Source organism: Virgibacillus carmonensis, from assembly GCF_057836705.1.
Genome location: NZ_JBYQFJ010000007.1, coordinates 121,894 through 136,375, shown reverse-complemented (window position 1 = coordinate 136,375; position 14,482 = coordinate 121,894). Strand labels below are relative to the sequence as shown.

Genomic DNA, 14,482 nt, shown 5'->3' with positions numbered 1-14,482 from the left:
CCGGAAGTGGATAAACAGCAAGTACAAGAAAAAGTCACCGCATTAAGTGAATTACTAAATCAATATAACTATGACTATCATGTCTTAGACAAACCGAGTGTTCCAGATGCTGAGTATGATCAAAAAATGCAAGAGCTACGTGATCTGGAAGAGAAGTACCCAGAACTTATTACACCTGAGTCCCCAACGCAGCGTGTCGGTGGGGAGCCACTTGATGCATTTCAAAAAGTGCAGCATAATATCCCGATGCTTAGCCTAGGCAATGCCTTTAATGAAGGTGATTTACGTGACTTTGAACGGCGCGCCATCGGAGGAACAGATACGAAGTTAGCATTTGTTTGTGAATTGAAAATTGATGGGTTAGCAGTATCCCTAACGTATGAAAATGGGAAATTCGTTCGTGGTGCCACGCGTGGGGATGGTACTACTGGTGAGGATATTACGAGCAACCTAAGAACGATTAAAAGTATTCCATTAACCATTAGAGAAAAAGAAACAATTGAAATTCGTGGTGAAGCTTTTATGCCACATAAATCCTTTTTGGCATTAAATAAACGCCGTGAGGAAAAGGAAGAAGAACCGTTCGCGAATCCAAGAAATGCTGCTGCCGGTTCTTTACGTCAATTAGACCCAAAAATTGCTGCGAAACGCAATTTAGATATCTTTTTATATGGCGTCGGGGATTGGGAGGCAGAGCCAATTTCCTCACACAGTGAACGATTAGTATATTTAAAAGAACTCGGATTCAAGACAAATCCGGAATGGAAAAAGTGTGAAACGATAGAAGAAGTAATCGATTATGTAACGTTTTGGGAAGCAGAGCGTCCAAATCTAAGCTACGAAATTGATGGCATTGTCATTAAAGTGGATAATCTTGATCAACAAGAAGAGCTTGGTTTTACAGCAAAGAGTCCACGGTGGGCTATCGCATACAAATTCCCGGCAGAAGAAGTTATTACAACCTTGCATGATATTGAATTAAGTGTTGGTCGTACGGGTGTCATTACCCCAACTGCAATTTTAGCGCCTGTTAAGGTGGCCGGTACAACGGTAAAACGCGCTTCCTTGCATAATGAAGATTTGATCCGTGCAAAGGATATCAAATTAGGTGATACAGTAGTTATTAAGAAGGCGGGAGATATTATTCCAGAGGTTGTACGTGTGATGGAAGAGAAGCGGACTGGTAAGGAAAAAGTTTTCCATATGCCTGAAGCTTGCCCAGCTTGTGATAGTGAACTTGTCCGATTAGAAGAGGAAGTTGCACTAAGGTGCATTAATCCGAGCTGCCCTGCCCAATTAAAAGAAGGATTAATTCACTTTGTTTCGCGTAATGCCATGAATATTGATGGTTTAGGGGAAAAAGTAATCATTCAACTATTCCAGGAAAAACTGATACACACCATGGCCGATTTATATCGTTTGGAACGTGAAGATTTATTGAAGCTAGAACGTATGGGTGAAAAATCAGTCGATAACCTTCTTCAGGCAATTGAAACATCGAAACAAAACTCATTAGAGAAGTTGCTCTTTGGTCTTGGAGTTCGATTCGTTGGCTCAAAAGCAGCCAAGACTTTGGCAATCCATTTTGAAACAATGGCAAAATTACAGCATGCAGCATATGAGGATCTTATCAGCATTGATGAAATAGGCGAGAAAATGGCTGATTCCATTTCCCAGTACTTTTCAGAAGAAGAAGTAGTAGACCTTTTACTAGAGTTAACCGATCTTCATGTAAACATGACGTATAAAGGACCGAAGAAACAAGACATCAGCCAGGACACCATTTTTTCCGGGAAGACCGTTGTGTTAACGGGGAAAATGGAGACCTACTCGCGCACGCAAGCAAAATCTGCTATCGAACAATTAGGTGGATCTGTTACAGGCAGTGTCAGTAAAAAAACGGATTATCTCATTGCTGGCGTAGATGCTGGATCAAAGTTAGATAAGGCCAGGGAACTTGGTATTACGATTTGGAACGAACAGCAGCTTAGTGAAGTCTTAAGTAAGTAAGGGGTGGAGAATGTTGAAAAAAATAGCTATTTGGTTGACAGGCGCACTACTTTTCATGACGAGCTGTTCACCGAATATAAACGATGATGAAGTAGTGAAAAAAGAAGATGAGACAGCTAATCAGGAGCCGTCTATCGTTCCTAGCTACCAGCTTTCAAGTGAAACATATAAAATGATACTTCCATATAAGCCTAGTGCAGCAAGAGGACTTATCGTCAGTCAAATGGGGAATCGGTTAGACATAGACGAGATGGAAGAAGGTCTTAGGCGTCATTCCAAGGAATATTATGACCCAGGCACCTATTATTTCCAAGCTGGTCAGAAGTTATCAGATGATTTGCTACTTAAATGGCTTGAAGAAGATTTAACGGATAAGCAGGTTGAAGAATTGGTACAGGACATAATTGACACTCGTGAAAAAGACGGAAAAACAGTGAACGAAGAAGACATAAGAGAAAATGTTATAGAGGAAGAAACCAAAGGATTAAATCCTGCACTAAAAAATAATGCAAAAGAAAGCGATTATCGAAATAATCCAAGGTACTTATCTCATATTTTAGAGCAGAATTTCTTGAAAAAAAATAAAGATAATACGGTAGAATTAGTTGGGATGTCAATAGGGTTAGCCCTGAAATCAGAATATCGGTTTCAAACGGAGACTGGTGGACCGTACTACTATGAGCAGATTTCTAAAGAAGAAATGCTGAAACAAGGAAAACAAATGGCACAAACCATTCTTAAGCGAATACGCAAGATGGAGGGACTTGAAGATATTCCAATTATGTTTGCTTTGTATCGTGAAGAGGCACAAGGATCATCAGTACCTGGAAATTTTGTAGCAAAAACAGGTGTGGATGGTAGCGATGCGTCCATCGGTGAATGGGATGCAGTCAAGGAAGAGTATATTTTGTTTCCATCCGATGAAGCAAAGGAAAAATATTATGATGATACACAAATAATTTCGAATTTCGCTAATGAAGTAGCACAGTTTTTCCCAAATTATACCGGTGTAATCGGGGAAGGTTTTTATATCAATGAAGAACTTAAGAAATTAACACTGGAAGTTCCAATTGAGTTCTATGGAAAAGGAGAGGTTATTGGCTTTACACAATATGCTTATGGCCTTGCAAAGGAAATGTTCCCAGACTACTTTGACCTCGAAATCAAGGTGACTTCAAGTGATAAAATGGAAAGTTTAATCTATAGAAGTGCAGGTGTTGAAAAACCAACTGTGCATATTTTTCATTAGAAAAACACGGTATTTGCTTAGTCTTTATTAGCGAATACCGTGTTCTTTTTATACTCGATTTCTAAAAAAAATTTTCCTTTGAATATAAATAAATAATAAAAGAGCTAGATTCATTGAACTGTTAAATTAAATCGGTTAAACTGATGGATGGAGATGCTCCATCCAGTAGTAAATGTAAACGTAATCAATGGAGTAATCGAATAATTTTTAAGGAGGTTTTTTTTCATGGTAGTACCGTACAAACACGAACCTTTTACAGATTTTACAGTAGAAGAAAATCAGAAATTAATGCTAGAAGCGATCAAAAAGGTTGAGGCTGATCTTGGTGGAGAATATCCCCTTATTATAGGTGGGAAACGAATTACAACGGATGATAAAATCGTTTCTGTTAACCCTTCTAAAAAAGATGAAGTTATTGGGTATGTTTCAAAAGCCAACAAGGAATTAGCTGAGCAAGCAATGAAAGTTGCTGATACTAAATTTGAGTCCTGGAGAAAATCAGAACCTACAATGCGTGCTGATATCTTATTCCGTGCAGCGGCAATTATACGCCGTCGTAAATTTGAATTCACCGCACATCTTGTAAAAGAAGGCGGAAAACCATGGAAAGAAGCAGATGCTGATACTGCAGAAGCAATTGACTTCCTTGAATATTACGGACGTCAGATGCTTGAATTCAAAGATGGAGTAAAAATAAACAGCCGCCCAATCGAATATAACCAATATAACTATATTCCATTAGGTGTGGGTGTTGTTATCTCACCATGGAATTTCTTATTCGCTATAATGGCTGGAACAACAAGTGCAGCAATGGTTTCTGGTAACACTGTATTGCTCAAACCAGCAAGCACAACACCTGTAATTGCTTATAAATTTATGGAAGTACTTGAAGAAGCTGGTCTTCCTGATGGCGTAATCAACTACATTCCAGGACCTGGTAGTGAAGTTGGGGATTATCTAGTTGATCACCCACGTACTCGCTTTGTTAGCTTCACAGGTTCAAGAGATATCGGTACACGAATTTTTGAACGAGCAGCAAAAGTACAAAAAGGTCAAAATTGGTTGAAACGTACCATTATTGAAATGGGCGGTAAAGATACCATAGTTGTTGACAACGAAGCGGACCTAGAACTTGCAGCACAATCTATTGTTCAATCTGCATTCGGATTTTCAGGTCAAAAATGTTCTGCATGTTCACGTGCGGTCATCCATGAAGATGTGTATGATCAAGTAGCGGATCGTGTAGCTGAACTAACGAAGGAATTAAGTGCTGGAGATCCATCTGATAACGCTCACTTTATGGGACCAGTTATTGATCAAGGCGCATACGATAAAATTATGAATTATATTGAAATTGGTAAAGATGAAGGAGAACTTCTTGTTGGTGGTAACGGGGATGACAGCAAAGGTTGGTTTATAAATCCAACTGTAATCAAAGACCTAGATCCAGAAGCACGTATCATGCAGGAAGAAATCTTCGGACCAGTTGTTGGATTAGCAAAAGGAAAAGATTTTGATGAACTAATCAAAATTGCTAACAACACAGATTATGGTTTAACAGGTGCTGTTATTACAAATAACCGTGCACACCAAGAACAAGCTCGCGTTGACTTCCATGTAGGTAATCTTTACTTTAACCGTGGATGTACAGCGGCAATTGTTGGCTATCAACCATTCGGTGGATTCAAAATGTCAGGTACAGATTCAAAAGCAGGTGGACCAGATTATCTAATCCATCATATGCAAGGTAAAACTACTTCAGAAATGTTCTAAAAAAGGAAAAGTAGTAGCTAGATAGTTACGTCTGATTCAATAGACCTAGTACAAAAAAGAGCCTCTTCTTGCAAAATTAATTGCAAAAAGAGGTTTTTTGTCGTAGATTTAGGAAAGTAGGAAAGTTTTCGCGGGGTTAAAGTACCCTTGGACCCCTCAACTTTCCCAATATGAATTATCTGAAATTGTGTTAGTATATAAATATACCAATTTTACGAGGTAATTCATCCGAGTATATCAAGAAGGTGGGTATATAGATGGAGACTGGACCCTTTATTAAATTACAACGCATAAAACAAGGAATGACACAAGAGGACTTAGCAGAGGGTATTGTTTCCATGTCATACTTGTCCAAGATTGAAAACCAGAAAACAGAAGCAAGTCAAGAAGTTATAAGCCTTTTATGTACTAGACTTGGGGTACAACGGGACGATGACAAAGAGGTTACGATTAAGGAAAAATGTCAGGAATGGTATGACCTGTTGTTTGAAACGAATGACAAAGAGGTTATTACTGAAAAATACGAGGAACTAGAATCGTTACTAAGTAACATTCATTCAGATAACCTAATTTTATTTGAGATTCATAGAATACGATACTACTTAGTATTAGCTGATTTCGAAAAGGCTTTGGAACAAGTGAATAAGTTAAATGAAATTTCCAACAACTTCGATACATTACATCAATTCTATTGGTACAAGTTTAAAGGGAATTATATTTCATTTCAAGGCGAGTTTAGTCAAGCAATGCGAATGTATAAACTTGCAGAGGAAAAGCTAAATCAGATTAGTTTGGATGAAGCATACGTAGCTGATCTTCAATATACCATGGCCATCACACATAGTAAGCTTAGAAATACATTAGAGGCCATAGAATACGCGAATAAAGCACTTGATATTTTTCAAATTAAATATAACTTTTTTAGATGTGCCCAATGTCACATTTTGTTAGGAATATCACATCGTAGAATAAGTGTTTACGATAAGGCAATAAAGAACTTTAACTTAGCGTTACACCTTGCAAAATTAAGTAAAAATAATCAACTGATTCAATTAACAAATCAAAACTTGGGTTCCTTGTATTCCTCCAAGGGTGAGTCAAAAGAAGCAATTAAATATTTTACGGCAATTGTTGATGATGAAGAAGTACATCTAATTGAAAGACTTGCTGCGATTACTTCGTTATTAGCAGAACAATATAATATCTATAATTATGATGATGCAAAAAAAATGGTTGATTATGGATTTGAACTACTAGAAGAATTTAAGAGAATTGAAGAATATAAGTTATTTTATTATATAATTAATACCTATCAATACGCGCTTGAGAATGATTATGAAAAGTTTGAATATATCTTAATACAAGAATTTATTCCATATTTAAAGAAACATAAAGATTATGTAAATCTTGTCATATATACCAAAATGCTTGGCAATCATTATGAGAAGTTACGCAAATATAAGGAAGCGACCAAGTATTTTAAACTTGCTAATTATGCGTATGATCAACTTACTATTCTGTAAAGGAGGGGATAACATGAAAAAGCTTATTGCTAGTGCTGCTTTAGGGACTCTATTAGTAGCTGGATTCTTCTTCACTTTTGATACTACAACTGACCAGACTATGGATAGAGAGCCAAGCATACTTTCAATTGGTAACACAAGCTTCTAAACCGGCTTGAGTTACTCAGTAATTTTTTTACCCTATTACTATATGATGAACTTGCCTGAATTAGTGTGGAAGCTGTTCAGGCCTTTTTTTGTTGTCTAAATAAAATCATCGATTATTTGCCTATAGTCAATGAACTCTGCTATTATCTATAGTATTGTAAGAGTTTTAATGGAGGTGCTTTAATTGGCAGATATTACAAATGAGGATGTTAAACATGTTGCGCATTTGGCAAGACTTGCGATTACAGATGAGGAAGCAGAAAAATTCACAAAACAGTTAAGCAAGATTATTCATTACGCAGACCTGCTAAATGAATTGGATACAGACCACATTGAACCTACTACCCATGTTTTGGATTCTAAAAATGTCTTACGTAAAGATGAACCGAAACAGTGGATTACACAGGATGAAGCATTAAAAAACGCGCCTGATAAAAAGGATGGGCATTTTCGTGTGCCGTCTGTCATGGAGTAAGGAGGGAACCAACACATGTCATTATTTAATCACACAATAAAGGAACTTGAGCAAAAACTACATAACAGAGAAATTACTGTCACTGATCTTGTGATGGAATCATTCGAGCAAATTGAAAAAGTGGACGGTGAGGTACAAGCTTTCTTAACGTTAGATAAAGAGAGAGCCCTTGAAAAGGCTAAGCAACTTGATTCAGAAAGTCAAGATGCGACTGAACTTTTATTTGGTATGCCTGTTGGTGTAAAGGATAATATTGTTACTAAAAATCTTCGTACAACGTGTGCAAGTCAATTTTTGGATAACTTTAATGATCCTTTATACGATGCAACTGTTGTGCAGAAATTAAACGCTGCAAAGGCAGTCAACATTGGTAAATTAAATATGGACGAATTTGCGATGGGATCATCAAATGAAAATTCAAGCTATGCTGCTACACGAAATCCGTGGAATACGGACTATGTTCCAGGTGGCTCAAGTGGTGGATCAGCAGCTGCAGTTGCAGCAGGTGAGGTACTATTTTCGCTTGGATCTGATACTGGTGGATCGATACGCCAACCAGCTGCATTTTGTGGAGTAGTTGGGTTAAAGCCTACCTATGGTCGCGTGTCTAGGTTCGGATTGGTTGCATTTGCATCATCACTTGACCAAATTGGACCAGTAACACGAACTGTAGAGGATAGTGCTCGTATATTGGAAGTGATTTCTGGACGAGATCCAATGGATTCAACTAGTGCAGATGTCGATGTTCCAAAGTTTACAGATGCGCTTTCAGGTGACGTAAAAGGGCTTAAAATCGCTGTTCCAAAAGAGTACTTAGCTGAAGGTGTTTCAAAAGAGGTTAAAGATACCGTTTTAGAAGCATTAAAGGTATACGAATCACTTGGGGCAGAATGGGAAGAAGTTTCTCTGCCACATACGAAATATGCGGTCGCAGCCTATTATTTACTTGCATCATCTGAAGCATCCGCTAACCTTGCCCGCTTTGATGGAGTCCGCTATGGTGTCCGTTCTGAAAACGCAACAAATATGTTGGATATGTTCAAAATGTCCCGTAGTGAAGGTTTTGGTGATGAAGTAAAACGTCGGATTATGCTTGGAACCTATGCATTATCGTCTGGTTATTATGATGCTTATTATAAAAAGGCACAAAAAGTTCGTAAGCTGATAAACAATGATTTTGCTAGTGTATTTGAGAATTACGATGTAGTGATTGGACCAACTACACCCACACCTGCATTTAAGGTTGGCGAAAATACAGATGATCCATTAACGATGTATACGAATGATATTTTAACAATTCCAGTTAACCTGGCAGGTATCCCGGGTATTTCGGTTCCGTGTGGTTTTTCTGAAAATGGATTACCAATTGGCTTGCAAGTTATCGGAAAGCATTTTGATGAAGAAACAATTTTCCGCGCGGCACATGCATTTGAACAAGCAACAGATTATCATACAAAACGACCTCAACTTGGAGGTGCCAACTAATGAATTTTGAAACGATCATTGGACTTGAAGTACATGTTGAATTAAAAACAAAATCGAAAATATTTAGCCCAAGCCCTAATCAGTTTGGCGCAGAACCAAATACAAATGTGAATCCAATCGATTTGGGTTATCCGGGCACATTACCTGTATTAAATGAAGAAGCAGTTAATTTCGCTATGAAAGCGGCTATGGCACTAAATTGCGAAATTGCGACAGATACAAAGTTCGACCGGAAGAACTATTTCTACCCAGACAATCCAAAAGCATATCAAATATCGCAATTTGATAAACCAATTGGCGAAAATGGCTGGCTGGAAATCGAAGTAAATGGTGAAAAGAAACGAATTGGTATCACCCGTTTACACATGGAAGAGGATGCTGGAAAATTGACCCATGGAGATAATGGCTATTCTTTAGTTGATTTCAACCGTCAAGGAACTCCATTAATTGAAATTGTTTCTGAACCTGATATGCGTTCTCCAGAAGAAGCTTATGCTTATTTGGAAAAACTGAAGAACATCATCCAATACACCGGTGTTTCTGATGTGAAAATGGAAGAAGGATCGCTTCGGTGTGATGCTAATATTTCATTACGACCAATTGGCCAGGAAGAATTCGGAGCAAAAGCCGAGCTGAAAAACCTGAATTCCTTTACCTTTGTGCAAAAAGGTCTTGAATTTGAAGAAAAACGACAAGAAAAAGAACTACTATCAGGTGGAGAAATTTTACAAGAAACGCGTCGCTATGATGAAAAAACCAAAGAAACAATTCTTATGCGTATTAAAGAGGGATCAGACGATTACCGTTATTTCCCAGAACCAGACCTGTTTCACATGCATATCAGTGACGAATGGATAGAGCGTATTCGTACGCAAATTCCAGAGCTCCCTGATGCGAGAAAGGAACGATTTATTAAGGAACTTGAGTTACCAGAATACGATGCTGCAGTCATCACGAATTCTAAAGAAATGGCAGACTTCCTAGAAAAAACGGTTGCACATGGTGCTGATACTAAACAAGCTTCAAACTGGTTAATGGGTGCTGTGTTTGAATACATGAACAAGCATCAAAAGGAATTACATGATTTAGCACTTACACCAGAAGGTCTCGGCAAAATGATACGATTAATCGAGGATGGAACGATATCGTCTAAGATTGCGAAAAAGGTATTTGCAGATCTCGTTGAAAAGGGTGGAGACCCTGAACAAATTGTTAAGGATAAAGGTCTTGTTCAAATCTCTGACGAAGGACAGCTTCGCGAGATCATTATAAAAGTACTGGATGGCAATGAACAATCAATTGTTGACTTTAAAAATGGTAAAGACCGGGCAATAAAGTTCCTGGTCGGACAAGTTATGAAACAAACCAAAGGACAAGCAAACCCACCAATGGTTAATAAAATCCTGTTAGAAGAGATGGATAAAAGGTAAAATCTAATAGGTGAGGCTGCACTGCTACTATCGGTGCAGCCTTGTTTTATGTTTGTTGATCGAAAAACACGGAAGTTAATCGACAGACAAGCATAGTCGATCCGGCTCCGCGCGAAGTTAATCGACAAACAAGCAAAGTCGATCCAGCCCCATGCGAAGTTGATCGACACCCACGTAAAGTTGATCCAAACCCAACTAATACCACCTCATAATCCAAAAAAATTCAACATTAGTCTTTTCAAATTGATTTAAAAGGACTATGATAGTGTTTGTATGTTTAATGTAAATTTATATTAATAAACTTGTATGTGTATTTGTAAAGGAGGGGACGTCATGAAACGGGCCCGAATTATATATAACCCAACATCCGGCAGGGAAGCAATTAAAAGAGAATTACCAACCGTATTAGAGCGGTTTGAAATAGCAGGATATGAAACGTCTACACACGCAACTACATGTGAGGGAGACGCTACAGATGCTGCCAAAATAGCAGTTGAACGTCGCTATGACCTTGTTGTTGCAGCAGGCGGGGATGGAACAATCAACGAGGTAATTAACGGTTTGGCAGAGCAAGAATACCGGCCAAAGCTTGGTATTATACCAGTTGGTACAACCAATGATTTCGCTCGCGCATTGTGTATTCCTCGCGATATAAAAAAAGCAGTGGACGTTATTTTGGCGGATCAATCGATGTTTCTCGATATTGGACGAGTCAACGATCGTTACTTCATGAATATTGCTGGTGGAGGAAAATTAACTGAACTTACGTATGAAGTACCAAGTAGATTAAAGACCATGCTTGGCCAGCTAGCGTATTATATGAAGGGAATCGAAATGCTACCATCTCTTAAACCGACTCGGGTAAAAATTGAGTATGATGATCAAGTTCTTGATGAGGATATCATGCTGTTTTTAGTTTCTAATACAAACTCTGTTGGCGGTTTTGAAAAACTTGCACCAGACGCAAAGTTTGACGATGGTTATTTTGATTTAATTATCCTGAAAAAAATTAATTTAGCTGAATTTATTCGAATCGCAAGTCTTGCATTAAGAGGGGCACACCTGGATGATAAGAACGTAATTTATACCCAAGCGAAAAAGATTAAAGTAACACCAGAAGATAAAATGCAACTAAATATCGACGGAGAATTTGGTGGTTTATTACCAGGAGAATTTACCAACCTAACAAGGCATATTGAATTCTTTGTAACCGATAAATTTATTGAAAAACAAGATTGCTGATACTAGCAGTCTTTTTTCATGGGAAAACTTAACTGTGGTATCCTTTATTAAACACAGTTCAAGTGGATTTCTTGAATGAAGAAGCCTAAAAACAGCTTGGATATATCCAAGCTTTTTAAAATTATATTTATTTGTTTTACCTTCCAGATTGCATTTTATAGTTCCTTGAAAGCATGCCATTTGATTTTAACATTCCAAACTTTTCATAATAAGGAACTAAGTTGTCATCACAACATAAATCGATCATATATATGCCATCAAGTTCTTTTAGCAACCGGCTTACTAATTCCTTACCAATACCTTTATTTTTGTATTCAGGTAAAACCTCAAGAAATGGAATATAGGCGGATAGGACTCCATCACTTACTGCTGTAATAAATCCAACTATTTGATTAGTTTTATCATCAATCGCAATTACCAATTTACTGCTTTTCTTCAACAGTTTTAAGTGAGTTTGCGGATTTGGTGGGCTTAGCCAGTCTACAAAAAAGCCCTTTAACATATCAGAAGAAATACCATCAAGCGTGACTTTGTATATCATAATATATCAACCCCTAATTTATTTTAAATTATTTAAAGGTGATATATCAAAAGTAAAGTAACAAAAAAATGACCTCCAAACCGTCTTCATAATATTAATATATATTCAATTTAAAATCCAAAACTCCTTTTATTTAGTTAAAAAACATTTAAACAAAAATTATGAAACTGAGACTCTCTAACTTAAGAGAGGGAATTTTTTCATGGAAAAATACAACTGTGGTAAAATAGAAGACAACTATCTAAGGACGTAAAGGAAGGTATCCATGGCTAAACAAACAGCACCAGTAACTAAAAACGAAACAATAACCTTAACATTTGAGGATTTAACACATGAAGGAAGTGGCGTGGGTAAAATTAACGGTTATCCATTGTTTGTACCAAATGCATTGCCAGGAGAAGAAGCAACTGTAAAAGTTATAAAAGCAAATAAGAATTTTGGATTCGGTAAATTGCTTGAATTAATTAAAGTGAGTCCAGAACGAGTCGAGCCTGTGTGTCATGTACATTGTAATGGGTGCGGGCTTCAACATATGAGTTATCGTCTACAGCTTGAGATGAAAATGAGCCAAGTGAAAAATGCCATGAAAAAAATTGCTCACCTTGAACATGTACCAATACATCCGATAATCGGCATGGATGATCCATTGCACTACCGAAACAAAGTGCAGATTCCAGTTGGTGAGAAGGATGGTGAACTTATAACCGGATTTTATCAAAAACGAAGCCACCATATTGTTGAAAATACCGAAACATGTGCAACCCATAATGAAGTCATAAATAATGTTGTCAAAACAGTTAGGGATGTTGCAAATCGGCTTGGTATCCAGGCATATAATGAGCAAACCCACAGTGGTGTTTTGCGTCATATTATGGTTCGAACAGGTGAAGAAACGAAGGACATCATGGTCGTTATCGTCACACGAACGGATAAACTACCGCACAAGGATGAACTGGTTAAGGAATTGACGGAAACGTATCCGCATATAAAATCTATTATGCACAACGTCAACAATAAGCGGACCAACGTAATTTTGGGTGAAAAAACAAAGCTGCTCTTTGGTGATGAATATATTCACGATAAAATCGGTGATATTACCTTTGCCATCTCAGCAAAGTCATTTTATCAAATAAACCCATCGCAAACTAAGGTACTATACGAAAAGGCACTAGAGTACGCTGATATAAGCAGTGACGATGTTGTTATTGATGCATATTGTGGAATCGGAACCATCTCATTATTCCTTGCTCAAAAAGCCAAGAAGGTTTACGGTGTGGAAATCGTACCAGAAGCTATTAGTGATGCAAAGAAAAACGCTAAATTGAACGGAATTACCAATGCAGAATTTGTTGTAGGAGAAGCGGAAAAGGTAATGCCCTGGTGGACTGCACAAGGGTTGAAGCCAGATGTGATTGTGGTAGATCCACCGCGTAAAGGCTGCGACGAAGAACTGTTGCACGCTATGATTGAAATGAAGCCGAAGCGAATTGTATATGTGTCATGTAATCCATCTACATTAGCGCGCGATCTGAGAATTTTGGAAGATGGCGGGTACGGGACAAAGGAATTGCAGCCAGTTGATATGTTTCCGCAGACGGGGCACGTGGAGTGTGTATCAATAGTTGAGAGGAAATAATAGGTGACTGGAGACTTGTCCGATGTGTTCCTGACCCTTCGTAGCATTTCAGAAACTAGTGATTGTGATAAATAATAAAACATCATAATAATTGAATTTATAATGGCTGACCTACTTACTTATTACAGAGTAGTCAGCCATTTCTCTATCAGCAATAAATATATATTAAGATCGACAAGAATATTTATATTACTTTTCAATTCCTTGACATTGACCCTATTTCAATGAATGATAATTATAATAATTGTGAGGATGAGAAGGATGAATGATTCAGTAAATATTTTAATAATTGAAGATGATGAAGATATTAATCGATTGCTTTGTAATATTGTTAGCAAAAACGGTTATACTCCTAAACCTGCTTATTCTGGGACTGAAGCTGTCATTTATTTAGAAAGTCATAAATGGGATATGATCCTGCTTGATTTGATGCTTCCTGGTCTGTCCGGCGAAGATGTTCTAAGGAAAGTAACTGATAGAAGTGATGTTCCTATCATTATTATTTCGGCAAAGCTGGAAACACAAACAAAAATCGATGCTTTAAGGGCCGGTGCGGATGACTATATTACGAAACCCTTTGATATTGAAGAGGTTAACGCCAGAATCGATTCTTGTTTAAGGAGGTATCGACGTATGGCGGAGGTGCCATTAGCCAATCTGATTCGCTACAAAGATATTGTGATTGACACTGATGCGAAAAAAGCGTCTGTGAATGGGAATGATCTGAAATTAACAGCGCTTGAATATGAGATATTGTTTCTATTGATGTCTTCGCCGAGGAAGGTGTTCACAAAAGCCAATTTGTTTGAGAGTGTTTGGAATGAGGAATTCCATGGTGATGATAATACGATTAATGTGCATATGAGTAATTTAAGAAGTAAGCTTCAGGTAGCGAATCCAAATGAAGGGTATATTGATACGATTTGGGGAATGGGGTACCGACTTAAAACTTAAGGTTTTCTTAAGATTTA

General features: G+C 37.6%; 12 protein-coding genes. 11 read left to right on the top strand and 1 reads right to left on the bottom strand.

Translation table 11 applies throughout. The features are described 5' to 3' along the window. Positions 1–6: 6 nt before the first annotated feature. The 9 genes from ligA to AC3G7N_RS07905 all read left to right on the top strand — a co-directional run bounded on the left by ligA (position 7) and on the right by AC3G7N_RS07905 (position 11,334). Positions 7–2,010, top strand: coding sequence for an NAD-dependent DNA ligase LigA (gene ligA, locus AC3G7N_RS07945; RefSeq protein ID WP_489421613.1), 2,004 nt, complete (start codon positions 7–9; stop codon positions 2,008–2,010). Between the two features lie 10 nt (positions 2,011–2,020). Then, positions 2,021–3,259: a CamS family sex pheromone protein gene (locus AC3G7N_RS07940; RefSeq protein WP_489421612.1), complete on the top strand. Its 1,239-nt coding sequence runs from the start codon at positions 2,021–2,023 to the stop codon at positions 3,257–3,259. Positions 3,260–3,484: 225 nt separating this feature from the next. Further along, a complete protein-coding gene (pruA, locus tag AC3G7N_RS07935) occupies positions 3,485–5,032 on the top strand; it encodes an L-glutamate gamma-semialdehyde dehydrogenase (RefSeq protein WP_489421611.1) in 1,548 nt (515 codons plus the stop codon). A gap of 257 nt (positions 5,033–5,289) precedes the next feature. Next, positions 5,290–6,555, top strand: a complete 1,266-nt coding sequence (locus AC3G7N_RS07930; protein ID WP_489421610.1) for a helix-turn-helix domain-containing protein — start codon at positions 5,290–5,292, stop codon at positions 6,553–6,555. A 13-nt stretch (positions 6,556–6,568) separates the two neighbouring features. After that, entirely contained in the window at positions 6,569–6,703 is a 135-nt protein-coding gene (locus tag AC3G7N_RS07925) for a hypothetical protein (protein WP_264371380.1), read from the top strand. A 183-nt stretch (positions 6,704–6,886) separates the two neighbouring features. Next, positions 6,887–7,177, top strand: a complete 291-nt coding sequence (gene gatC, locus AC3G7N_RS07920; protein ID WP_489421609.1) for an Asp-tRNA(Asn)/Glu-tRNA(Gln) amidotransferase subunit GatC — start codon at positions 6,887–6,889, stop codon at positions 7,175–7,177. A gap of 15 nt (positions 7,178–7,192) precedes the next feature. Then, positions 7,193–8,662, top strand: a complete 1,470-nt coding sequence (gatA, locus tag AC3G7N_RS07915; protein WP_489421608.1) for an Asp-tRNA(Asn)/Glu-tRNA(Gln) amidotransferase subunit GatA — start codon at positions 7,193–7,195, stop codon at positions 8,660–8,662. Beyond that, entirely contained in the window at positions 8,662–10,092 is a 1,431-nt protein-coding gene (gene gatB / locus AC3G7N_RS07910) for an Asp-tRNA(Asn)/Glu-tRNA(Gln) amidotransferase subunit GatB (RefSeq protein ID WP_489421607.1), read from the top strand. The genes gatA and gatB overlap by 1 nt, the downstream gene beginning before the upstream one ends. A 333-nt stretch (positions 10,093–10,425) precedes the next feature. Then, entirely contained in the window at positions 10,426–11,334 is a 909-nt protein-coding gene (locus tag AC3G7N_RS07905; protein WP_489421606.1) for a diacylglycerol kinase, read from the top strand. 136 nt (positions 11,335–11,470) lie between these two features. Here AC3G7N_RS07905 and AC3G7N_RS07900 read toward each other — a convergent pair whose 3' ends face one another. Continuing rightward, positions 11,471–11,875 (bottom strand): GNAT family N-acetyltransferase, encoded by a 405-nt coding sequence (locus AC3G7N_RS07900; RefSeq protein ID WP_489421605.1) that lies wholly within the window; start codon positions 11,873–11,875, stop codon positions 11,471–11,473. A 265-nt stretch (positions 11,876–12,140) separates the two neighbouring features. Between AC3G7N_RS07900 and rlmD the strand changes: the two genes are divergently transcribed. Both rlmD and AC3G7N_RS07890 read left to right on the top strand, forming a co-directional pair. Beyond that, positions 12,141–13,511 carry a 23S rRNA (uracil(1939)-C(5))-methyltransferase RlmD gene (gene rlmD, locus AC3G7N_RS07895; RefSeq protein WP_489421604.1) on the top strand — a complete coding sequence of 457 codons (1,371 nt, stop codon included), beginning with the start codon at positions 12,141–12,143 and terminating at the stop codon, positions 13,509–13,511. Positions 13,512–13,772: 261 nt separating this feature from the next. Beyond that, a complete protein-coding gene (locus tag AC3G7N_RS07890) occupies positions 13,773–14,465 on the top strand; it encodes a response regulator transcription factor (protein WP_489421603.1) in 693 nt (230 codons plus the stop codon). Positions 14,466–14,482 lie beyond the last annotated feature (17 nt).

Coding starts and splice junctions, on each gene's coding strand:
- AC3G7N_RS07900 (WP_489421605.1), bottom strand. CDS start 11,875: ATGATATACAAAGTCACGCTTGATGGTATTTCTTCTGATATGTTAAAG.
- AC3G7N_RS07930 (WP_489421610.1), top strand. CDS start 5,290: ATGGAGACTGGACCCTTTATTAAATTACAACGCATAAAACAAGGAATG.
- AC3G7N_RS07925 (WP_264371380.1), top strand. CDS start 6,569: ATGAAAAAGCTTATTGCTAGTGCTGCTTTAGGGACTCTATTAGTAGCT.
- pruA (WP_489421611.1), top strand. CDS start 3,485: ATGGTAGTACCGTACAAACACGAACCTTTTACAGATTTTACAGTAGAA.
- gatB (WP_489421607.1), top strand. CDS start 8,662: ATGAATTTTGAAACGATCATTGGACTTGAAGTACATGTTGAATTAAAA.
- rlmD (WP_489421604.1), top strand. CDS start 12,141: ATGGCTAAACAAACAGCACCAGTAACTAAAAACGAAACAATAACCTTA.
- AC3G7N_RS07905 (WP_489421606.1), top strand. CDS start 10,426: ATGAAACGGGCCCGAATTATATATAACCCAACATCCGGCAGGGAAGCA.
- gatA (WP_489421608.1), top strand. CDS start 7,193: ATGTCATTATTTAATCACACAATAAAGGAACTTGAGCAAAAACTACAT.
- AC3G7N_RS07890 (WP_489421603.1), top strand. CDS start 13,773: ATGAATGATTCAGTAAATATTTTAATAATTGAAGATGATGAAGATATT.
- AC3G7N_RS07940 (WP_489421612.1), top strand. CDS start 2,021: ATGTTGAAAAAAATAGCTATTTGGTTGACAGGCGCACTACTTTTCATG.